This is a genomic window from Streptomyces sp. FIT100 (genome assembly GCF_024584805.1).
In the GTDB taxonomy this organism is placed as follows: Bacteria; Actinomycetota; Actinomycetes; order Streptomycetales; family Streptomycetaceae; genus Streptomyces.
In genome coordinates, this window is sequence record NZ_CP075715.1 from 3,596,276 (window position 1) to 3,616,023 (window position 19,748).

Here is a 19,748-nt window from a genome sequence, read left to right on the forward strand (position 1 = left end):
TCAAGCCCGTCAACAGCGGAACCGACCCTTTCATTTCCCCTTTGCCCAATCATTGCCAAGGCCGGCCGGAGCATTGCCAAGGCCGGCCGGCCTCCCGGGCCCGTACCCTCGTTCCCATGCCGCCGCACCCCACCACCACGCTCACGACCCGCCCTGCGGGCGCGTCGAGCCGCCCCGTGGGGGCAGTGACCCGGGGGACCACCAATCCGAACCGGCTGCGCCGTATGGACCGCTGGATCGCCGCCGTGCACGGCCCCGCGCTGCGCCGCTCGACCGCCGCCCCGGTCGCGGTGGACCTCGGGTACGGGGCCGCCCCCTGGACCGCCGTGGAGCTGCTGGAGCGGCTGCGCGGCGCCGAGCCCCGCACCGAGGTCGTCGGCATAGAGATAGAACCCGCCCGGGTCGCCGCCGCGCGCCCGTACGAGCGCGCCGGGCTGCGCTTCCTCCACGGCGGCTTCGAGATACCGCTGCCGGAGCCGGAGCGGCCGCTGCTCATACGGGCGGCGAACGTGCTGCGCCAGTACGAAGAGGACCAGGTCGCCGCGGTCTGGGAGCGGCTGTGCGCCCGTCTCGCCCCGGGCGGACTGCTGGTCGAGGGGACGTGCGACGAGATAGGACGGCGCCATGTGTGGGTGGCGCTCGGGCCCGAGGGGCCGCGGACGGTGACCTTCGCCACGCGGCTGGGCTCGCTGGCCCGGCCGTCGGACCTGGCGGAGCGGCTGCCCAAGGCGCTGATCCACCGCAATGTGCCGGGCGAGCCGGTCCACGCGTTCCTGCGCGACTTCGACCGGGCATGGGCGGCCTCGGCGCCGTACGCCTCGCTGGGCGCGCGCCAGCGCTGGATCAGGACCGCGCGGGAACTGTCGGCCGACTGGCCGCTGACCGGGACGGGTACGGATGGGCTACGGCGGTGGCGGCAGGGCGAAATCACCGTGAACTGGTCAGCCCTGGCGCCCAACTCCCGCTGAACGTGCGGCGACGGGGGCTGCGCGGGGAACGCTCGGCGGGTTTTGTTCGTCTCTGACGGATGGTTACGGATGTGGGGGGTCACGCGCGTGCCTCTGTCGTTTTGCGCGTGTGCGTGGCACCATCACGACGTCCGCGCGTAAGTTACTGACGGTAAATCACATTTTGCCTTTGCATGAGGGGGAGCTCGTGAACCGACGCCACCGCGCCGCCGCCGCGATCGCCGTGGTCTGCGCCGTCACGCTGCTGGCGGCACCGGGACACGCCTTCGCCGCGCCGTCACCGCCCGAGCCCCCGGCCACGGCCCCGCCCGCCGCCGGACAGGGCGCCGGAAAGAAGAGCCTTGAGGACGTCCGCCTGGAGATCGACGGCCTCTACGCCGCGGCTGCCTCCGCGACCGACGCGTACAACCTCGCCGAGGAGCGGACCAGGAAGCAGTCGACCGAGATCGTCAAGCTGGCCCAGGAGATCGTGAAGGGCCAGGACAGGATCGCCGACCTCAAGCAGCGCGCCGGCGCCGCGGCCCGCGCGCAGTACCGCGGCGGCGGGCTGCCGCCCGAGGCCCAGCTGATGCTCACCGACGACCCCCAGCTCTTCCTCGACGGCATCGGCCGCTTCCAGCAGGGCCAGAAGGCGACGAAGGACCTGATCGCCGAAGTCGAGGAGACCCAGGCCTCCTTGGCGGCGTACACCAAGGAGGCCGGTGCCCAGTGGACCCGGCTGGAGGCCGACCGGGTCAAGCAGGAGAAGGCCAGGAAGCAGATCAACGAACGGATCGCGGAGGCCAAGAAGATCGAGGCCAGGCTGGCGAAGGAGGAGCGCGAGCGGCTGCTCGAACTGGAGCGGCAGGCCGCGTACCGGGCCCAGACCGCCTGGCTGAGCTCCGGCGTCCTGAAGAACGCGAAGGGCAGCGCGAGCGCGCAGGGCAGGAAGGCCATCGCCTTCGCCACCGCGCAGATCGGCAAGCCCTACGTGTGGGGCGCGGAGGGCCCCGGCTCGTACGACTGCTCGGGGCTGACGTCCCAGGCGTGGGCGGCGGCCGGACGCGGCATCCCGCGGACCTCGCAGGAGCAGTGGCGGCTGCTGCCGCGCGTGGACGTCAAGGACATGCGGCCGGGCGACCTGATCATCTACCACGCCGACGCGAGCCACGTCGGGATGTACGTGGGCGACGGGGCGATCGTGCACGCGCCGCGGCCGGGCCGGCATGTGACGCTGGCGGGCGCCGGGTCGATGGCGATCCTCGGGGTCGTCCGCCCCGACAAGTAGCCCGTCCCCCGCGGCTGGACGGGCAGCGGCGCGCCCCCCGCGCGGACGGGCAGCCCGTCCCCCGCGCGAGCGGCAGCCCGTCCCCCATGCGGACAAGTAGCCGTCGCACAGGGCGGTATGCGCGGTTTGCGCTCCTTGCCGCGACAAACGCACCCATGTACGTCTGTTACCGTCGTTGCCACCGATGACGTGAGCGGGACCACGTAACTGCCGCCACAGTGAGCCGGGTCACGCGGCGTCAGCGTGACACCCGTCACCCGTGGCGGGTGACGTTCGTCATCACCGCCCGGGCAACTACCTCCCGATGCGCGGCATATGCCAACCGATCTTCGCGGAAGACCATTCCGCTGCACCGTCCCCTACCGCTATGGTCCCCGTCTGGCGGGACGTCGTTCGTCGACCTGCCGCGCCCTCGGGGGGAGGGAAGGAAACCAGACCGATGCCCGTACCCGTTCCGCGCCAGCGGACCGGTTCACCCGTATCCGTACCGGCCGCCCGCCCGGCCACCGCACCGCCCGCAGCCCCGGCACCCGCCGCGGGCACCCCCGTCGACGCCGTGACGGACACCGCCACGGACGCCGTCACCGGGACCGCGGGCGGCGGTGACCTCACCCTCCTCGTCATCGAGGACGACCCCGCGGGCACCTTCACCGTCCCCGAACTGCTCGGCGCGGCCGGCACCCGCGTCCGTATCCGCACCGCCCGCAACCTCACCGAGGCCGAGCGGCTGCTCACGGACGACGTCCACTGCATCCTCGTCGACCTGGCGCTGCCGGCGCCCGGCCGGGTGCGCGACGGCGAGGAGGCCGACGAGCTCGCCGTCCTGCGGCATCTGCTGCGCCTCGCGCCGCACCACGCCGTGCTGGCGCTGACCGCGGAGGCGGACATCGAGCGCGCGGCCGAGGCGGTACGCGTCGGCGCCCAGGACTTCCTTCTCCGGGACGAGCTGGACGGCAGGCTGCTGAGCCGCGCCATCCGGTACGCGGTCGCGCGCAAGCGCGCCGACAGCGCCCAGGTGAAGCTGGCCGAGTCCCGGGTGCGGGCGCAGGAGAACGCCCGGCTGGAGCGCGGCCTGCTGCCCACCCCGCTGCTCCAGGGCTCGGACCTGCGCTTCGCGGCCCGCTACCGGCCCGGGCGCTCCCGTGCCCTGCTCGGCGGCGACTTCTACGACACCGTCCGCACCCCGGACGGCACGGTCCACGCGATGATCGGCGACGTCTGCGGCCACGGCCCCGACGAGGCCGCGCTCGGCGTGGAGCTGCGGATCGCCTGGCGGGCGCTGACCTTCGCGGGCCTGTGCGGCGACGAGCTGCTCTCCACGCTCCAGCAGGTGCTGGAGCACGAGCGGGAGAGCGAGGAGATCTTCGCGACGCTCTGCACGGTCGACATCGCCCCTGACGGACGCCGCGCCGGTCTGTGCCTGGCCGGCCACCCGTCCCCGCTGATCGCCCGCCAGGGCCGCCCCGCGCAGCTGCTGCCGTACGAGAACGGCGGTCCGGCGCTGGGCCTGCTGCCGAAGGCGCGCTGGCCGCGCCGCCAGGTCGAGCTGGGCGGTGCGTGGAGCCTCATGATGTACACGGACGGGCTCATAGAGGGCCGTGTCTCGCCGGGCGGGGAGCGCCTGGGCCAGGACGGCATGGTCGACATGATCAACCGCCGGCTCGCGGCCGGACTCCGCGGCGAGGCGCTGCTGGAGGCCGCGGTGGCGGAGGTGCGGGAGCTGAACGGCGGCGACCTGACGGACGACGTGGCGGTGCTGCTGCTGGACCGGACGCGGGGCTGAGCTCCTCCCCCGACTCCCGCCGCTCCTCCCCGGGCGGGCGCCTCGGCGGCTACCGCCCGCCGTTGTACGGACCGTAGGGCCCGTCGCTGCTCGACCCGCCGCTCCGGCCGCGCCCGCCGCCGGAGACCTGCCGGAGCGCGGGCCGCACGTCGACCAGGAAGACGATCGTCGCGACCAGCCCGGCGAGCTGCAGGAACAGGAACGGCACGAAGAGATTCACCGCGACCGCGACGCCCAGCAGGATCAGCCAGAACATCTTGGTCTGCTTGTCCGCGGCCCGGTAGGCGTCCTCGCGCGCGAACACGGCGATGCCCAGCGCGACCACCGCGAGAACGAGCATCGCCAGATAGAGCAGCGAGAGGAACGTCCCGAATCCTTCGAGCAACATGCTGAGCACCGCCTAGTGCCTAGTGGGTGGTGTACGACGTGTCTGCACGACGCCTGCTTACGGCCTCGCGGCCAACGTACTCCTACGTACCCCGACAACGGGCCGGACACCTGTGAGGTGCCCGGCCCGTTCGTCCGAGGTCCGCCGTGCTCGCTGTCCGCTTGCCCGGCCTGCTCCGCGCCTGCTTCGCTTACTGTCCGCTACTCCCTGCTACTTCCCGTTACTTCCCGGCGGAAGGGCTGGACTTCTTCGCGGCAGGCTTGCGGACCGGCGCCTTGCGCGGAGCCGGGGTGGCGGCCTTCGCCTGGCCCGCCGGAGCGGCCTTGGCCTGGGGCGCCTTGGCCTCGGCCTTCACGGCGGTGCCGTTCGCCTTGCCCTGGTCCTTCTTCGGCTCGTCGGCGTCGGGCTCGACGGCGATCGCGATCTCGGTGATCTCCTCGGCGGCCTCGCCGCGCCACGTCTTGACGGTCTGCTCGCCGTGCTCGGCGACCTTCTCGTACGTCTCACGGGCCCGCACGGCGTACTCGGCGGCCACGCCCACGCCCCGCAACGCGAGGTCCTGAGCGCTCTCGCCCAGCTTCTTCAGATCGGTGTCGAGGTTCCCGAGCACCTCGGTCACCTTGGCCTGCACGGTGGCCTGGGCCTCCTTGGCCTGCTCGGTGACCTTCGCCTGCACGGCCTTCGGGTCGGTCTCCCGCACCTTCTCCAGCCGCGCGGGCGCCTCGGCCCGCAACTGCTCGATCAGCGCGGGCACCTTCTTGGCCTGCTGCACGGCGAGGTCGGCCGTACCGGCCGCGAAGTAGAGGGGGGTCGGGTCGGTGAACGTCTTGCGCAGGTCATCAGCGATGGCCATGACTGTGGTCCTCCCGGATCGCAGAGTCGGTGGGTGGTTCACGTACGGGGTCCTGCGGGTTGTTCTGCACCACTGCCTCCCCCGGAGACTCCGTCCTGGGAGGTGCCCCCAGCCGTGCGGGGGCCGTCATCGGTGGCGTCCTTATCCGTATCGGCGTCGAAGCCGTTCTCCTTGCGGAACGAGTCGTAGATCTGCAGAAGAACCTGCTTCTGCCGCTCGTTGATCGACGGGTCGGCAAGGACGACGGCCCGCGTCTCCAGCTCGTCCCGCTCCCGCTCGTCCAGAATCCCGGCCCGCACGTACAGCGTCTCGGCCGAGATCCGCAGCGCCTTCGCGACCTGCTGCAACACCTCGGCGCTGGGCTTGCGCAGCCCGCGCTCGATCTGGCTGAGGTACGGATTCGACACCCCGGCGGCGTCGGCGAGCTGCCGCAGGGAGAGCTGCGCGGAGCGCCGCTGCTCGCGGAGGTACTCGCCGAGGTTGCCGACGTTGAGTGATGCCATGGATCGATACTGCGACATTGGCGCTAACTTTTGCAAGCACCCGCTTGCAAAAGTGCGCCCTGTCACTGCGACGGGCCACATCACCGTCGACCACCGAACTGGTGTTCATCGGAGGGCGGTCGGCGCGGCTGGATGTCGACGCGGCTCCGGTCCTCGTCGAACGGCTTGCCCCCGATCAGCCCCTGACGATGCAGAAGGGATGTCCCGCCGGGTCGGTGAGGACCCGCCACCTCTCCTCATGCGGCTGGTGATCCGGCTTGCCCGCGCCCAACTCCAGCAGCCGGGCCTCGGCCTCGTCCAGGTCCATGACGTCGAAGCAGAGGTGAAGCTGCTGGGGAACGGTCGGGTCGGGCCAGCTCGGAGGCCGGTGGTCGTCGACCCGTTGAAAGCCGATGACGAGTCCGTCCTCACGGGTGAGGCCGGCGAAGTCGGCGTTCGACTCCGGGTGGGGTTCGAGGCCGGTGGCCTGCTGGTAGAACGCCGCCAGCGCCGGCGGATCCGGGCAGTCCAGCGTTATCGCGCTCAACGTCATCTGCGGGGGCATGGCTCTCCGGGCCGATCGGCGCACTTTCGGGACGCACACCCTAGAGGCTGCTGGGACTGAAGGGCTCAGCAGCCGGTCACGATCGGTGCGCCGGGAATCGAACGCAGGTCGAGCGGAGTGCGTGAGATCCCGGCCGATCGGTGCCGTGTGCGGTGGGTGCGGGCCCGCGCCGAGGAACTGCCCGCAGGTCTGGGCACGTTCACCGTCGCGGTCTTCGGCCAGTCCTTCCACTGGATGGATCGCGACCTGGTGGCTGCGACCGTCCGGGAGATGCTCCGGCCGGGCGGAGCGCTGGTGCACATCTCGGACCTGAAGACGGAGGCGGAGGCGGAGGCGGAGGCGGAGGCGGAGGCAGAGGCGGAGGCGGGGACGGGGGCAGAGACCCGGGCCGTCGACGGTCCTCCGCACCCGGCAGTGCCGTATGCGGCTCTGGAAGAGCTGGTCAAGCACTACCTGGGCCGGTACGACGGGCCGGGCGAGGAGTACTGCCGCACGGAACGCCCGGCGGCGAGGCGGCGGTGCTGATCCGGGCGGGGTTCTCCGGTCCCCGGCGCCTTGTCGTTCCCGGCGGGCAGGTGCTGGAACGCACGGTCGACGATGTCGTCGCGTCGGTCTTCTCGATGTCGTTCTCGGCGCCGCACCTGTTCGGCACGCGCCGCGGCGACTTCGAGGCCGACCTCCGTCGACTCTTGGCGGAGTTCTCCCCTGCGGGCCGGTTCTCCGAACGCCTGCCCAGCACCGAGGTCTTCGTCTGGGGGAACGACCACGCGTGATCGCACCCCGTACGCCTCACTCGGCCAGGAACGCCGCAGTCGCCGCCACGAACCGGTCGGCGTCGTCGAGCCACGGGAAGTGCCCGGCGCCGGGCTGGACGACCAGGTCCGCGTGGGGGAACAGGCCGGCGAACTCGGCCATCGCACCGGGCGGCGAGTTCAGGTCGACCTCACCGGCGAGCAGGAGCACCGGCGACGTGAAGCGGGCGAGTGCGGCGCGGGTGGCGGGCGGGTCGAAGGCGCCGTCGGCGCCGAAGACGGCCGCGGCCTCCTTGTTCCTCTGGCCGTCCTCGGCGGCCCGGAAGGTCCGGGCCGTGTCGTCCCAGCGGCCGTACCAGAACGGGGCAATGGCCTGGAAGTCGTCGGCGGTCCCCCTGCCGGCGAGGATCGTCTCCAGCGCCGCGTACGCCGCCGGGAACCACGGCTCGTCCCGGCGGAGCAGCGCCGTCTCGTGCCGGAGGTCACCCGTGACCGTGATGCCGACCGCCGCGACGCTCGGTGTGATCAGCGCGAGCTTGCCGACGCGTTCCGGATGGCGCTCCGCGTACAGCACGGCCAGGTTCGCACCGGCGGAGTGCCCCAGCAGGTCCGTCCGGTCGCGGCCCAGGTGCTCGCGCAGGGCCTCCACGTCGTCGACGAGCCGGTCGCAGCGGTAGGACGCGACGTCCTCCGGTGTCGCCGAGCGGCCGGTGCCCCGGAGATCCGGCACGATCAGCTGCCGGTGCCCGGAGAGGCCGCCGAGCTCCCCGAGGTACACGGAGTCCTGCATCGGCCCGCCGGGCAGGCAGACCACCGGAGGACCGTCCCCGACGACGCGGTAGGCCAGCTCGGTCCCGTCGTACGCGGTGAAGGCAGGCATGGCGAAGACCATGTCAGCGGCGGGAGGGCGAAGCAACCGGGTTCCCCGGCGCACCACGTCGCTGCGGTACTTCTGCCGCGGCGCGGGACTTTTACGCCGTGCGAGACCCTCGCCGCCACAGACGCGCCGCCGCCGTTTGACTTCGAGTGCGCTCCAGTCCTTAGCGTCGAAACATGACGACTCCACAGCACAAGATCGGCTCTGGCTTCGGAGCACGCAGCACCACTCAGGACGTCCTGCACGGGATCGACCTCACCGGCAAGCTCGCGATCGTCACCGGCGGCTACTCCGGCCTGGGACGGGAGACGACGCGTGCGCTGGCCGGCGCCGGCGCCCATGTCGTCGTGCCGGCCCGGCGCCGCGCGGTCGCCGAGGAGGCGGTCGCGGGCCTGGGCAGTGTGGAGGTCGACGAGCTCGACCTGGCCGACCTCGACAGCGTCCGCGCCTTCGCGGACCGGTTCGTGGCCTCCGGCCGGCCCATCGACCTCATGATCAACAACGCCGGGATCATGGCCGCGCCCGAGACCCGCGTCGGACCGGGCTGGGAGGCGCAGTTCGCGACCAACCACCTCGGCCACTACGCCCTGGTCAACCGGCTCTGGCCGGCGCTCGCACCTCGCGACCGGCGCGAAGGGGCGCGCGAGGGAGCACGCGTCGTCTCGGTGTCCTCCCGGGGCCACCAGCTCTCGGACATCCGCTGGGACGACCCCCACTTCGAACGCGGCTACGACAAGTGGCAGGCGTACGGGCAGGCGAAGACGGCGAACGTCCTCTTCGCCGTCCGGCTCGACGCGCTCGGCCGGGACTTCGGCGTACGGGCGTTCGCGAACCACCCCGGCGAGATCATGACCGAGCTGGCCTGCCATCTCGCCAAGGAGGAGATGATCGCCGCCGGCTGGATCGACGAGGACGGCAACCCGACGGACCGCGGTTTCAAGACCCCCGAGCAGGGCGCGGCGACGCAGGTCTGGGCCGCGACCTCCCCGCAGCTCGCGGGCGCGGGCGGCGTGTACTGCGAGGACTGCGACATCGCGGAGCCGAGGGACGAGGGCCCGGCCGCCATGGGGCAGCTCGGTGACGGCGTACGGACGTACGCGACCGACCCCGAGGCGGCGGCGCGCCTGTGGCGGCTGTCGGCGGAGCTGACCGGGGTGGACGCCTTCGCGAAGGCGCCCTGACCCGGGGCCCGGATGCAGGGCCCGGATGCAGGGCCGGTGACAGGGGCCGAGGACGGGGTGAGGGGGTCGGGGACGGGGCCGAGACCGGGAACGGGGCCGGGGACGGGGGCCTCGGCAGCCTGGGAGCGGCGCCAGTAAGTCCGCTTCCGGATAATCCGTCACGGATCGAATTGTTACGCTGGCACCATGACCGCCATGACACCCGCCCGCACCTCCCCCGACCTGTCCTTCCTGCTCGACCACACCAGCCACGTGCTGCGCACCCAGATGGCGGCCGCGCTCGGCGAGATCGGACTGACCGCGCGGATGCACTGCGTCCTCGTGCACGCACTGGAGGAGGAGCGCACACAGGCGCAGCTCGCGGAGATCGGGGACATGGACAAGACCACGATGGTGGTGACGGTGGACGCGCTCGAAGAGGCCGGGCTCGCCGAGCGGCGACCGTCCCGCCGGGATCGGCGGGCGCGGATCATCGCCGTGACCGAGGAGGGCGCCCGGGCCGCGGAGCGGAGCCGGCGGATCGTCGACCGCGTCCACGCGGAGGCGCTGGCCACGCTCGCGGAGGGGGACAGGGAAACGCTGCTGCGGGCCCTGCGCCAGCTGGCGGGCGAGGCCCTGGCGACCCCGGCCGAGAGTGCGCGGCCGGCCCGGCGGGCGCGGCAGCGCGGATGATCCGGGCCCCGGGCGTCGGTGAACGTCCCCACAGGCATCGATAAATCCGAGAAAGATAGTCTGCAACAAAACCATCTGTTACGGTCTCTCTGTCATGCTGTCCCGGCCCCTGCGGTCCGACAGGAGAGCTCCGTGTCCCGCGACTCCTTCGCCTCTGCCGCACCACCCGCCGCCCAGACCGTCCCGGCCACACCGCCCACCCTGGCCACCCCAGCCACCCCGGCCACCGCGGCCACCGCGGCCACCGCCACCAGCACATCCCCCCGACGGCCGTCCCGATGGCTCGCCCTCGCCACCATCGCCACCGCCACGCTCATGACGATCCTGGACGGCAGCATCGTGACGGTGGCCCTGCCCGCCATCCAGGACGACCTGCGTTTCTCCCCCGCCGCCCTCAGCTGGGTGGTCAACGCCTATCTGATCGCCTTCGGCAGTCTGCTGCTGCTCGCCGGGCGTCTCGGCGATCTCATCGGCCGCAAGCGGATGTTCCTGGGCGGCACCGCCGTCTTCACCGCGGCCTCGCTGCTCGCGGGCATCGCCACCACCCCGGGCGTGCTGCTGGCCGCCCGCTTCCTCCAGGGCGTCGGCAGCGCGATGGCCTCGGCGGTCGGCCTCGGCATCCTCGTCACCCTCTTCACGGAGCCCGGGGAGCGCGCCAAGGCGATCGCCGTCTTCAGTTTCACCGGCGCCGCCGGGGCGTCGCTGGGCCAGGTGCTCGGCGGCGTGCTCACCGACGCGCTCGACTGGCACTGGATCTTCTTCATCAACCTGCCGATCGGCCTCGCGGCTCTCGCGGTCGGCGTGCCCGTCCTCCCCGGCGACCGCGGGCTCGGCCTGCGGGCGGGAGCCGACCTCATCGGTGCGCTGCTCGTCACCGCCGGGCTGATGCTCGGGATCCACACCGTCGTCAAGGCGGAGGAGTACGGCTGGGCCTCACCGCACACCCTCGGCCGGGGCGCCCTCGCCCTCGTCCTGCTCGCCGCGTTCACCGCCCGCCAGGCCACCGCCCGCACCCCGCTGATGCCCCTGCGGCTCCTCCGCTCGCGCGGCGCCTCGGGCGCGAACCTCGTCCAGCTGCTGATGGTGGCCGCCCTCTTCTCGTTCCAGCTGCTCGTCGCGCTCTACCTCCAGCGGGTCCGCGGATACGGCGCCCTCGAAACCGGGCTCGCCATGCTGCCGGCGGCGGCCGTGATCGGTGTGGTGTCCCTCGGCGTCTCCGCCCGGCTGATCGCCCGCTTCGGCGAGCGCGCGGTCCTGCTCACCGGACTGCTGCTCCTGGGCGCGCTCCTCGGGCTCCTGACCCGACTGCCCGTAGACGCGAACTACGCCGTCGACCTGCTGCCGGTGATGCTGCTCGCCGCCGGTTTCGGCCTCGCCCTGCCCGCGCTGACCTCCCTCGGCATGTCCGGCGCGAGCGAGGAGGACGCCGGACTCGCATCCGGTGTCTTCAACACCACCGCACAGATCGGCATGGCCGTCGGCGCCGCGGTGCTCTCCACCCTCGCCGCCTCCCGCACCGGAAGCAGGCTCGCGGCGGGCGCCGGCCAGGCCGAGGCGCTGACCAGCGGCTACCACCTCGCCTTCGCCACCGGGGCCGGGCTCATCGGCGCCGCGTTCGTGGTCGCGTACGCCGTACTGCGTCCTCGTCGCCCCCGTCACCCTCGTCGGCCCCGTCGCTCTCGTCGTCCTCGTACGGCCCGCCGTGTCGAAAGCGGCGTCTCCCGTTCGACGCAATAGGCAGGAAGAGCAACGCGGGACGAGCAGCCCGCACGAGGCAGGAACAGGCAGGAACAGGAGACGCCATGACGAACGTGACCGCGGATCTGATGATGTCGCTCGACGGCTTCATCGCCGGCCCCAACGCCGGCGTCGGCAACCCCGGCGGCGACGGCGGCGAGGCCCTCCACGCCTGGATGGCGGAGCTGGCCAGCTGGCGCGAGCGCCAGGGGCTGTCCGGCGGTGCGCACAACCGCGACTCCGAGCTCGTCGGCGAGTGGTTCGACGCGACGGGCGCGGTGGTCATGGGCCGGACGATGTTCGACTCGGGTGAGAAGTACTGGGGCGACAACCCGCCCTTCCGCACCCCGGTGTTCATCCTGACCCACCGCCCCCGTCCGGTCGAGGTGAAGCAGGGCGGCACCACCTACACCTTCGTCACCGACGGCATCCACAGCGCCCTCGACCAGGCCAGGGCCGCCGCCGGCACCCGTAACGTCGACATCGCGGGCGGCGCCGCCACCGTGCAGCAGTTCCTCCGCGCGGGGCTGCTGGACGAGCTCCAGCTCCATGTGCTCCCGGTCCTCTTCGGCGAGGGCCTGCGCCTCTTCGACCACCTGGGCGTGCTCCACCAGGAGTTGGAGCCGCTCAGGGTGGTCCGCACGCCGAACGCGACGCATCTGAAGTACCGCCTCGTCAAGCCCCCGACGGCGTAGTGCGCCCCTTCAGCGCCCGGAAGCCCCGGCGGGGACGGACGGGGCGGCGGGGACGGCGGGGACGGCCTCGGCCCCTGACCGCTTGTGCCAGGCGGTCAGGGCGTTCCCGATCTCCCACGCGCTCGGCACCGCCGCAAGCCCCAGGGGTCTCGCGGCCGCCGCCAGCACGTCGTGCAGCCGGGCCGCCGTACGGTCCAGCAGCGGCCGGTCCGGTTCGGCGGCGGCGGCGAGGGTGAGGGCCGAGCGGATGGTGTCGGTGAAGACGGACTGGGCCCGCTTGAAGTCCAGCAGCCGGTCCAGGTCCTCGTACCAGCCGGCGGAGCCTCCGGGCAGCGCCTCCTCCACGGCGGCCGCCCAGGCACGGGTGACCTCGGCGGCCTGGGCGGCGGGGTAGCGCATGAGGTGGAGATGGGTGGCCAGGTCGTAGAGGGGATCGCCGACCATGGCCAGCTCCCAGTCGATCGTCCACACCTTGCCGTGTCCGTCCAGGATGAGGTTCTCCCGGTGCAGATCGCCGTGGAGCAGGCAGAACGGCCGCCGGGTCAGCCCGGAGACGCGCCGCCTCAGGTGGTGCAGTGCGGCATCGGTGATGCCGAGTTCGGTGAAGATCTCGCCGTACTCGGCGGAGTTCTCGCGCAGGACGCGCTCTTCGACGAAGAGGACCAGACGCTCCAGGAAGCCCTGGGTGTCGCCGTCGTGGGGGCGGTCGGCCGATTCGCAGGTACGGTCGGCCGCGAGGTTGCCGGCGCGGACGGCCGCCAGTTCGCTCACCAGCCGCATCAACTGACGGACGACGTCCGCGGGGAGCGGGCCCGCGTGCCCGAACGCCTCGCCGAGCGTGGCACCTTCGACGAAGCGCTGAAGCGAGACGCCGCCGGTCTGGAGGACGATCCCCGGAAGGCTGCTGATGCGCCCTCTGAGGGCCTGGACGAGGCCCTCCTCGGACTTGAAGCACCGGCGGTCGAACCAGAGGAGCCCGGCCCTGGGCTCACGGCACTTCACCGGTACCGGCAGGCCCGTCTCGGGGGACACCACCGGGAAGAAGTACGTCTCGTGATGGGAGCCGCGGAAGGGCCCCTTGATGCAGTGCGGGTCTACGTGCAACTCGTCGGCGGGGGCAGGGCGACGCGTCGCGGACACCGGTTCGGCGACCATGGTGCACCCTAGCGCTTCCCACGGTGGCGGCCGGCCAGGCATCGCCGGGCCGCCTCTTGCCGGTCCGGGGGATGTGCGCGGGGTGCGGCAGGTCTCAAGGCCGCCCCAGCGTCCGTACGGCCTGAAGCAGGGGCTCCAGCGACTCCACGACCATCGGCGCACCCGCCTTCCACAGCCGTGCGGTGCGGTGCTCGCCGCGGCCGTACCCGAGGAAGCGGACGCCCGCCTCGCGGGCCGCGTACAGGTCGGCCGGGGTGTCACCGATCATCAGCGACGCGGCGGGGTCCGCGCCGAGGGAGTCCAGGGCCCGGCGGACGCAGTCCGGGTCGGGCTTCAGGAGGCGGGGGTCGCCGGTGCGGCCGTGGATGTGCGGGGCGAAGCACTCACGCAGCCCGCGGCCGGTGAGGTACTCCTCCGCCACCCGCGGGGAGTTGTTCGTGGCGACGGCGAGGCCCACCCCGATCGCGCTCCAGGTCCGTATCAGCGGATCCGCGTACGCGGTGGGCCAGGAGGTCCGTGTGGCCTGGAGCTCCTCGCGGGTGAGCTCCGCCTCCAGCTCCCCGACGAGTCCGCTGCCCGGATGGTCCCGGCTCACGGCACGCAGCACGGCGTGCGGATCTCCCGCCTCGTCCTCGGCCAGCCGCACCGCGGCCCCGCGCGCCCGCAGCCACTCCACCAGGCCGGCGGCGACGGTGCGCGGGGGATGGCGCGCGAAGAGATGGCAGATGGGGCCGTCGAAGTCGAAGAGGACGTACTCCGCGCCGCTGATCAGATCCTCGATGCTCTCGGCCACCGTGTGTGCCGCCTGTTTCGCTTGTTTCGCCAGTTCCGCTTGTTTCGCTTGTTCCGCCTGTTCCGTGGTCACTAGGAGAGTGTCAGGTCCGAGGCGATGGTGTTCCAGAGTGCGTCGAACCATTGCTGCGCCTGTTCCACGAAAGCCGCGTCGCGCGGCCCGCTGCCGGCCCGGAAGGGGAACAGGAGCGACTCGGTGCCGAGCGCGTCGTACATCTCCACGGGTGTGGAGTTGATCTCCTCCTCCCGCCTGGTGACCTTGTAGTACCCGAAGAGCGCCTCGGTGCCGTTGAGCACGTACAGCTTGACCGGCGGGGTCAGGGGCAGCGCGCGGAACGAGATGCGGACGTCGATCCCGTGGCTGGCGTGCAGGGCCTGGAGGCTGTGGCGCAGGACCTGCCCCTGGGCGTTGCGCTGGGCGAGCCACCGGTCGTGGACCGCGTGGTCGTCGGGCTGCGCGTCGACCGGGCTGGGGAAGGCGAGGTTGATGGAGCTCGCGGGCAGCAGGATCCGGGCCGTGACGGACCCGGGGCGGATCCGGCCCTCGTGGATCCGCCGCAGTGGCTCCGAGAGCGCGAGCATCAGGGTCTCGGAGGTCAGTCCGAGGGAGTCGATGCGCACGTCCGGGACGGCGAACGCCCGCGCCATCCGGGCCGCGAGCGCAACCATCGTCGGCTGGGGTTCGTCGTCGGCGACCGCCTCTCGCTCCGACGGGTCGACGACACGGGGCGGGGCGCCCCGGGTGGCCCCGGTGAGCAAACCCTCGTCGTGGAGGAGTTCGAGGGCCCGGCGGACGGCGCCCCGCTCGACGCCGAACTCCGCGACGAGCTGGGACTGGGTGGGTATCGGGGCGCCGGGCCGGAGCTCTCCGCCGTGGATACGCCCCCGCAGGGCATCGGCGATGTCCTGGTGGGTCAGCCTTCGTCCGTTCATCGCGCCGTTCTCCTGAGTCACCACTCGACGCTACAACTCTCTTCCAATTGTGGGGAGTTGTTGGAGGCAAGGTTATTGTCCACCGCCAAGTGGGGACAACTCCAGTAGTTGGCGACAACTTTCGGAACTTGGTCGAAGTAGGCCGACAGCGATCACAGTTGGCTGATCAGCCGCCCCCGTTCATGCGCTCCTCCCCACCCCAAGGAGGGATTCCGCCATGCCGCTCCTCACCTTCGCCGTCGAAGAGTTCATCCACTGGCGCTTCGGTCTCATGGGCGCGATCAGCCTCGGACTGCTGAGCTTCGGCCTGCGAGCCAGGAACGCCACCGCCGCGGGAGCGGGCAGCATCATGCTGGCGCTGCTGCTCCACTCCGCCTCGGGATGAGCGAAGGACACCTACCGCCCCTCAGGCCGTCGCCGAGGAAACCGTCTCCGGCCGTCAGAACATGTCCGGGCACCAGGGCCGCCGCCGCGCGCGGAACACCCCGTCCGCGCGCGCCGCCGCGCCCTGCCGCTCCTCGTCGAGGCACCCCAGGGCCACCAGCCGCAGGACCGACTCGTCCCCGAGGTAGAGCCGCCCCAACTCGCCCGCCCCCATGACCAGATCGGGCTCCTCCGTCGTCGGTACGCACCAGGCGCCCTCGGGCGTCGCGTCCAGCCGGAAGCGGCCGCCCGCGAGGCCCGCCTCGTCCCGTACGTCGAGCACCAGCGAACCCGACGCCTCGTACGTGCGCGACTGGAGGGCCCGCACGACGTCCAGCAGCCGCACCCACAGGAAGTCCGTGTGCGACACGGTCCGGGCGGCGCGCGGGTCCGGCAGGAGCAGCGGGAGCAGATCGTCGGGGGCGCGGCCGCCCGACCGGACCCTGGTGATCCAGTCGATCGAGCAGACGAACTGCCACAGGGCTCGCTCGGCCGCCGGGGAGACCGCGATCAGACTCTGGACCCTCGCCGTGTCCGCGGGCTGGCCGCCGTCGGTCCAGTGGGACTCCGCGGTGTACGTGATCAGGCCCTCCACCTCGCCCGCCGCCGAGCGGTACACCGCGTGGTACGGCTCGGTCCACGGCTGTGAGGGCAGCCGCACCGCGCCGGTGTGGAGGCTCCACCACCGCTCGTCCCGGTCGATCGCGCCGTGCTGCCGTGCGCGGAAGCGTTCGTGCAGTTCAGGGCCGACCTTGCGGACGTCCTCGGCGTCGGCCAGGTCCACCCTGCCGCCGTCGGCCGGGCCCGACCGACGGGGGTCGAGGCCGCTGCGGGTGACGTCGATCTCCCATTCGGTGCACGAGGTGGCCGGGCCGAACCCGAAGCGCCCGTAGATCGCGTACTCGGCCGGGAGCAGCGTCGCCGCGGTGTCCCCGCGCTCCTTCGCCGCCGCGAGATCGTCGGTGATCATCCGGGTGAGGATGCCCCGGCGGCGGTGCGTCGGTGCGACGGTGACCTGTGCGACGGCGTTCGCCGTGACGAACGCGCCGCCGACCACGGTCAGTTGCTGGCTGAAGGAGCGGTACGTCGCCACGCACCGCCCGTCCCCCGCGAAGCCCCCGCGCACCCGGCCGAGGTCCATATGGGCGAGCCGGTCGGCCGCCTCGGACTCCTCGACGACAGGCGGCTGCAGAAACCCGGTGGCCAGGGCCCGCAGCCAGTCGCGGCCCTCGGCCGCGGTGACGGTACGCACCTCGACATCGTCACGGCTCATACCGTCCACGCTAGGGGGTGTCCTCACCGACCCGCCCGGGGCGGTGGCGCTTCAGGTCAGAAGATCGTCCACTTGCGCTTCCCCTTCGCGGTATCTGCGGGCGATCTCTGCACTGCAGCCGTCGGCCGTCCGCTGGAGCTGCGCGCGCTGCCGCGACACCTGCTGCTCGTAGCGCGCGAGCCGCCCCATCGCCGCGCGCAGCTCGTCGTCCGTGCGTGCGTCCAGGTCGGAGAGCTCCACCTCGGCGAGCATCTGCGCGGCGAGCCGCCCGTACTCCTCGCCCCGCGGGGTGGACAGCGTCACATGGCGGGCCGAGCTGCCGCGCCGCGACGGCGGGTCCGCGAGGATGGCCGAAAGCCGGTCGACCACCGCGGCGTCAGGCCCGAGCCGGCCCGCCGCGGGCGCGGCGACGGACGGCGCCGGCAGGGCCGGCGGGTCCGTGCGCCGGGCCAGCTCCGCGCGCAGGATGTCGATGCGGCCGTGCAGCAGCCGCCGCACATAGCTGAGGTCCGCCTCGTCCCGCTGCGCCTCGCGGCGCAGCGCGCGCAGCTCGGGCAGCCCGAGGGCGGCGAGATCGTGGACACGGGGCTCGGACAGCGCGTACGGCGAGGCTTGCGAGGCCGACGAGGCCAGCAAGGCCGACGAGTCCGAGGTGCGCTGCTGGGGCGGCCGCATGGCGCCCGAGCCGCTGCACGTGGTCGTCGTGGGTACGGGACCGGACGGCTGCCCGGCGCCAGGTGTGGTCATGCGTGAATCAGTCCCCTCGACCGGTGCATGGGGTCTCCCGGAGGCCCGGAGGGCCGAGGGGATGCACCGTCTCGGTGCATCGTGCCATTACGGACGGTTCGGGCGCAGGCCCTCTCCACCCGTTCAGCCCCGGATGGCCCCGCGATCGGCCGCCCGACGGGTGCCGGTCGGCTCCCGGATAGGTTGGTCCGTATGCGAGCAGTGGTACAGCGGGTCGACGGCGCGAGTGTCGCGGTGGCCGGCGAGACGGTGGGCGAGATCGTCGGCGAGGGGCTGTGTGTGCTGGTGGGGGCCACCCACGGGGACACACCGGAGAAGGCGGCGCAGCTCGCCCGCAAGCTCTGGTCGCTGCGGATCCTGGACGGCGAGAAGTCCTGCTCGGACGTGAACGCGCCGCTGCTGGTGATCTCGCAGTTCACCCTCTACGGGGACGCCCGCAAGGGCCGCCGTCCCACCTGGCACGCCGCGGCACCCGGCGAGGTCGCCGAGCCGCTCGTCGACGAGGTGGTGGCGCAGCTGCGGGGGCTGGGGGCGCGTGTGGAGACGGGCCGGTTCGGGGCGATGATGCGGGTGTCGCTCACGAACGACGGCCCGTTCACGGTGCTGCTGGAGGTGTAGCACCGCGGAGGGGCGGCACCTGAAGATGCGGCACTGCGGCAGTGCGGCACCTGGGGAGGTGTAGCGCCTCGGAGGTCGGTGCCTCCGAGGGGCTCCGCCGCCCCGGGAGGACACGGCCTACGGCTCGACGACCGTCTCCTGGGCCGCCGCCGTGCCGCCGGCCAGCAACTTGGCGTCGACCGGCACGTTCCGCTTCACCAGCGCCAGCGCGATCGGGCCCAGCTCGTAGTGGCGGGCCGAGGTGGTGATGAAGCCCAGCTGACGCCCCTCCTCCCCTCCCCCAGAGCCTTCGGCCTGGGAGGTGCCCCCAGCCGCGAGCCGTACCGGCGTACCGTGCCCGGGCAGGTGCACCTCGCTGCCGTCCAGGTGCAGGAAGACCAGCCGGCGCGGCGGCTTCCCCAGGTTGTGGACGCGCGCCACGGTCTCCTGGCCCCGGTAGCAGCCCTTCTGGAGGTGCACGGCGGTGCCGATCAGCCCGATCTCGTGCGGGATCGTCCGGTGGTCGGTCTCGAAGCCGAGCCGCGGGCGGTGCGCCTCGACCCTCAGCGCCTCGTACGCCAGCACGCCTATCGCGGGGCCGTTGGCCGCGGCGTACGCCTCCAGGCCGTCCCGCGGCAGGAACAGGTCGCGGCCCTGCGGGGTCTCCCGAACGACCACGCCCTCCGGCGCCTCGGCGATCGAACCGGCGGGCAGATGCACCACGGCGAAGTCGTCCGTCCGGTCGGCGACCTCCACCCGGTAGAAGAACTTCATCGACTCCAGGTACGCGATCAGCGCCTCCTGCGTCCCGGGCTCGACATGCGCCCACACGGTCTCGCCGTCGTCCACGAGGGACAGCGCGTGCTCGATATGGCCGTGCGCGGACAGGACCAGTGCCTCGGTGGCCTGCCCCGCCGGGAGGTCGCTGACGTGCTGGGTGAGCAGCAGATGCAGCCAGCTCAGCCGGTCACCGCCGGACACGGTCACCACGCCGCGGTGCGAGAGGTCGACGAAACCGCCGCCGTCCGCGAGGGTGCGCTGCTCGCGGAACAGATCGCCGTAGTGTGCGGCGACACCTTCGTCGCGCCCTTCGGCGGGGACGGCGCCGGGCAGGGACAGCAGAGGGCTGATCGTTGAATGTCGCTGCATACGCACAGCCTACGACTGGTCAGCAGCCGCCTTCACTGCGCAGTCGGCGCACCGCCCGAAGATCGCGAAATGCTTCATGTCGGTGTCGAACCCGTAGGTCTCGCGGAGCTTCGCGATGAACTCGGCGGCGACCGCGACGTCCGCCTCGATCACGTTCGTACAGTCCCGGCAGACCAGGTGCATGTGATGGTGCCGGTCGGCCAGGTGGTACGTCGGCGCCCCGTGCCCAAGATGCGCGTGCGAGACCAGGCCCAGCTCCTCCAGCAGCTCCAGCGTCCGGTAGACCGTGGAGATGTTCACCCCGGAGGCGGTCCTGCGCACCTCGACGAGGATGTCGTCGGGGGTCGCGTGCTCCAGGGTGTCGACGGCTTCGAGGACAAGCTGGCGCTGCGGGGTCAGCCGGTAGCCGCGCTGCCGCAGATCGCTCTTCCAGTCGGTGCTCACCACCCGACCAGTGTA

At 72.3% G+C, this 19,748-nt stretch carries 21 protein-coding genes and 1 pseudogene; 10 read left to right on the forward strand and 12 right to left on the reverse strand.

The genetic code is table 11. From position 1 onward, the window contains the following. The first annotated feature begins 116 nt into the window (after positions 1–116). From KK483_RS15935 to KK483_RS15945, 3 genes are all read left to right on the forward strand, one after another. The gene (locus KK483_RS15935) at positions 117–968 is read left to right on the forward strand and encodes a class I SAM-dependent methyltransferase (protein ID WP_262005900.1); all 852 of its coding nucleotides are present in this window, start codon (positions 117–119) and stop codon (positions 966–968) included. A 187-nt stretch (positions 969–1,155) separates the two neighbouring features. Beyond that, a complete protein-coding gene (locus KK483_RS15940; protein WP_262005901.1) occupies positions 1,156–2,235 on the forward strand; it encodes a C40 family peptidase in 1,080 nt (359 codons plus the stop codon). Between the two features lie 439 nt (positions 2,236–2,674). After that, positions 2,675–4,018 (forward strand): PP2C family protein-serine/threonine phosphatase, encoded by a 1,344-nt coding sequence (locus KK483_RS15945; protein ID WP_262005902.1) that lies wholly within the window; start codon positions 2,675–2,677, stop codon positions 4,016–4,018. Positions 4,019–4,067: 49 nt separating this feature from the next. On the opposite strand, the gene KK483_RS15950 is transcribed toward KK483_RS15945, so the two are convergent. The 4 genes from KK483_RS15950 to KK483_RS15965 all read right to left on the reverse strand — a co-directional run bounded on the left by KK483_RS15950 (position 4,068) and on the right by KK483_RS15965 (position 6,306). After that, complete coding sequence (locus KK483_RS15950) at positions 4,068–4,406, reverse strand: DUF2516 family protein (RefSeq protein WP_262005903.1); 339 nt, start codon at positions 4,404–4,406, stop codon at positions 4,068–4,070. 220 nt (positions 4,407–4,626) lie between these two features. Next, positions 4,627–5,259, reverse strand: a complete 633-nt coding sequence (locus KK483_RS15955) for a hypothetical protein (RefSeq protein WP_262005904.1) — start codon at positions 5,257–5,259, stop codon at positions 4,627–4,629. A 38-nt stretch (positions 5,260–5,297) separates the two neighbouring features. Then, complete coding sequence (locus KK483_RS15960) at positions 5,298–5,762, reverse strand: helix-turn-helix domain-containing protein (protein WP_262005905.1); 465 nt, start codon at positions 5,760–5,762, stop codon at positions 5,298–5,300. A gap of 175 nt (positions 5,763–5,937) precedes the next feature. Then, positions 5,938–6,306, reverse strand: a complete 369-nt coding sequence (locus KK483_RS15965) for a VOC family protein (RefSeq protein ID WP_262005906.1) — start codon at positions 6,304–6,306, stop codon at positions 5,938–5,940. Positions 6,307–6,450: 144 nt separating this feature from the next. Here KK483_RS15965 and KK483_RS15970 point away from each other — a divergent pair. After that, a pseudogene (locus KK483_RS15970) lies at positions 6,451–7,079 on the forward strand (class I SAM-dependent methyltransferase); the annotation flags it as partial. 16 nt (positions 7,080–7,095) lie between these two features. On the opposite strand, the gene KK483_RS15975 reads toward KK483_RS15970, so the two are convergent. Next, complete coding sequence (locus KK483_RS15975; RefSeq protein WP_262005907.1) at positions 7,096–7,938, reverse strand: alpha/beta fold hydrolase; 843 nt, start codon at positions 7,936–7,938, stop codon at positions 7,096–7,098. A 173-nt stretch (positions 7,939–8,111) separates the two neighbouring features. Here KK483_RS15975 and KK483_RS15980 point away from each other — a divergent pair, with 173 nt between their 5' ends. The 4 genes from KK483_RS15980 (at position 8,112) to KK483_RS15995 (ending at position 12,220) form a co-directional block, all read left to right on the forward strand. Continuing rightward, entirely contained in the window at positions 8,112–9,116 is a 1,005-nt protein-coding gene (locus tag KK483_RS15980) for an SDR family NAD(P)-dependent oxidoreductase (RefSeq protein WP_262005908.1), read from the forward strand. A 186-nt stretch (positions 9,117–9,302) separates the two neighbouring features. Further along, a complete protein-coding gene (locus tag KK483_RS15985) occupies positions 9,303–9,788 on the forward strand; it encodes a MarR family winged helix-turn-helix transcriptional regulator (RefSeq protein ID WP_262005909.1) in 486 nt (161 codons plus the stop codon). A gap of 315 nt (positions 9,789–10,103) precedes the next feature. Next, the gene (locus tag KK483_RS15990) at positions 10,104–11,525 is read left to right on the forward strand and encodes an MFS transporter (protein ID WP_399016078.1); all 1,422 of its coding nucleotides are present in this window, start codon (positions 10,104–10,106) and stop codon (positions 11,523–11,525) included. 65 nt (positions 11,526–11,590) lie between these two features. Continuing rightward, positions 11,591–12,220, forward strand: a complete 630-nt coding sequence (locus KK483_RS15995; RefSeq protein WP_262005910.1) for a dihydrofolate reductase family protein — start codon at positions 11,591–11,593, stop codon at positions 12,218–12,220. A 9-nt stretch (positions 12,221–12,229) separates the two neighbouring features. Here KK483_RS15995 and KK483_RS16000 read toward each other — a convergent pair whose 3' ends face one another. From KK483_RS16000 to KK483_RS16010, 3 genes are all read right to left on the reverse strand, one after another. Further along, positions 12,230–13,375: an aminoglycoside phosphotransferase family protein gene (locus KK483_RS16000; RefSeq protein WP_262005911.1), complete on the reverse strand. Its 1,146-nt coding sequence runs from the start codon at positions 13,373–13,375 to the stop codon at positions 12,230–12,232. Positions 13,376–13,469: 94 nt separating this feature from the next. Further along, the gene (locus KK483_RS16005; protein WP_262005912.1) at positions 13,470–14,291 is read right to left on the reverse strand and encodes an HAD family hydrolase; all 822 of its coding nucleotides are present in this window, start codon (positions 14,289–14,291) and stop codon (positions 13,470–13,472) included. Continuing rightward, entirely contained in the window at positions 14,240–15,100 is an 861-nt protein-coding gene (locus tag KK483_RS16010) for a GntR family transcriptional regulator (RefSeq protein ID WP_262009529.1), read from the reverse strand. Before KK483_RS16010 ends, KK483_RS16005 begins: the two co-directional genes overlap by 52 nt. Positions 15,101–15,317: 217 nt before the next feature. Here KK483_RS16010 and KK483_RS16015 point away from each other — a divergent pair, with 217 nt between their 5' ends. Next, entirely contained in the window at positions 15,318–15,485 is a 168-nt protein-coding gene (locus KK483_RS16015; RefSeq protein WP_262005913.1) for a hypothetical protein, read from the forward strand. Positions 15,486–15,539: 54 nt separating this feature from the next. On the opposite strand, the gene KK483_RS16020 is transcribed toward KK483_RS16015, so the two are convergent. Beyond that, entirely contained in the window at positions 15,540–16,796 is a 1,257-nt protein-coding gene (locus KK483_RS16020) for a GNAT family N-acetyltransferase (protein WP_262005914.1), read from the reverse strand. 51 nt (positions 16,797–16,847) lie between these two features. Continuing rightward, on the reverse strand, positions 16,848–17,543 hold the full coding sequence (locus KK483_RS16025) for an AmfC protein (protein WP_262005915.1): 696 nt from the start codon (positions 17,541–17,543) through the stop codon (positions 16,848–16,850). 192 nt (positions 17,544–17,735) lie between these two features. On the opposite strand from KK483_RS16025, the gene dtd reads away from it, so the two are divergent. Further along, positions 17,736–18,161 (forward strand): D-aminoacyl-tRNA deacylase, encoded by a 426-nt coding sequence (dtd, locus tag KK483_RS16030; RefSeq protein ID WP_262005916.1) that lies wholly within the window; start codon positions 17,736–17,738, stop codon positions 18,159–18,161. A 117-nt stretch (positions 18,162–18,278) separates the two neighbouring features. Here the strand turns inward: dtd and KK483_RS16035 are convergent, their stop codons facing one another. Further along, positions 18,279–19,289 carry a folate-binding protein YgfZ gene (locus tag KK483_RS16035; protein WP_262005917.1) on the reverse strand — a complete coding sequence of 337 codons (1,011 nt, stop codon included), beginning with the start codon at positions 19,287–19,289 and terminating at the stop codon, positions 18,279–18,281. 9 nt (positions 19,290–19,298) lie between these two features. Next, a complete protein-coding gene (locus tag KK483_RS16040; RefSeq protein WP_262005918.1) occupies positions 19,299–19,736 on the reverse strand; it encodes a Fur family transcriptional regulator in 438 nt (145 codons plus the stop codon). Between the last annotated feature and the right edge of the window lie 12 nt (positions 19,737–19,748).

What these genes read in the sequence shown, in the direction of transcription:
- KK483_RS16020 (WP_262005914.1), bottom strand. Translation starts at nt 16,796, where the DNA reads ATGAGCCGTGACGATGTCGAGGTGCGTACCGTCACCGCGGCCGAGGGC.
- KK483_RS15945 (WP_262005902.1), top strand. Translation starts at nt 2,675, where the DNA reads ATGCCCGTACCCGTTCCGCGCCAGCGGACCGGTTCACCCGTATCCGTA.
- KK483_RS15980 (WP_262005908.1), top strand. Translation starts at nt 8,112, where the DNA reads ATGACGACTCCACAGCACAAGATCGGCTCTGGCTTCGGAGCACGCAGC.
- KK483_RS15960 (WP_262005905.1), bottom strand. Translation starts at nt 5,762, where the DNA reads ATGGCATCACTCAACGTCGGCAACCTCGGCGAGTACCTCCGCGAGCAG.
- KK483_RS16005 (WP_262005912.1), bottom strand. Translation starts at nt 14,291, where the DNA reads ATGGTTCGACGCACTCTGGAACACCATCGCCTCGGACCTGACACTCTC.
- KK483_RS15950 (WP_262005903.1), bottom strand. Translation starts at nt 4,406, where the DNA reads ATGTTGCTCGAAGGATTCGGGACGTTCCTCTCGCTGCTCTATCTGGCG.
- dtd (WP_262005916.1), top strand. Translation starts at nt 17,736, where the DNA reads ATGCGAGCAGTGGTACAGCGGGTCGACGGCGCGAGTGTCGCGGTGGCC.
- KK483_RS15990 (WP_399016078.1), top strand. Translation starts at nt 10,104, where the DNA reads ATGACGATCCTGGACGGCAGCATCGTGACGGTGGCCCTGCCCGCCATC.
- KK483_RS15935 (WP_262005900.1), top strand. Translation starts at nt 117, where the DNA reads ATGCCGCCGCACCCCACCACCACGCTCACGACCCGCCCTGCGGGCGCG.
- KK483_RS15985 (WP_262005909.1), top strand. Translation starts at nt 9,303, where the DNA reads ATGACCGCCATGACACCCGCCCGCACCTCCCCCGACCTGTCCTTCCTG.
- KK483_RS16035 (WP_262005917.1), bottom strand. Translation starts at nt 19,289, where the DNA reads ATGCAGCGACATTCAACGATCAGCCCTCTGCTGTCCCTGCCCGGCGCC.
- KK483_RS16015 (WP_262005913.1), top strand. Translation starts at nt 15,318, where the DNA reads ATGCCGCTCCTCACCTTCGCCGTCGAAGAGTTCATCCACTGGCGCTTC.
- KK483_RS15965 (WP_262005906.1), bottom strand. Translation starts at nt 6,306, where the DNA reads ATGCCCCCGCAGATGACGTTGAGCGCGATAACGCTGGACTGCCCGGAT.
- KK483_RS15955 (WP_262005904.1), bottom strand. Translation starts at nt 5,259, where the DNA reads ATGGCCATCGCTGATGACCTGCGCAAGACGTTCACCGACCCGACCCCC.
- KK483_RS15995 (WP_262005910.1), top strand. Translation starts at nt 11,591, where the DNA reads ATGACGAACGTGACCGCGGATCTGATGATGTCGCTCGACGGCTTCATC.
- KK483_RS16010 (WP_262009529.1), bottom strand. Translation starts at nt 15,100, where the DNA reads ATGAACGGACGAAGGCTGACCCACCAGGACATCGCCGATGCCCTGCGG.
- KK483_RS15975 (WP_262005907.1), bottom strand. Translation starts at nt 7,938, where the DNA reads ATGCCTGCCTTCACCGCGTACGACGGGACCGAGCTGGCCTACCGCGTC.
- KK483_RS16025 (WP_262005915.1), bottom strand. Translation starts at nt 17,543, where the DNA reads ATGACCACACCTGGCGCCGGGCAGCCGTCCGGTCCCGTACCCACGACG.
- KK483_RS16000 (WP_262005911.1), bottom strand. Translation starts at nt 13,375, where the DNA reads ATGGTCGCCGAACCGGTGTCCGCGACGCGTCGCCCTGCCCCCGCCGAC.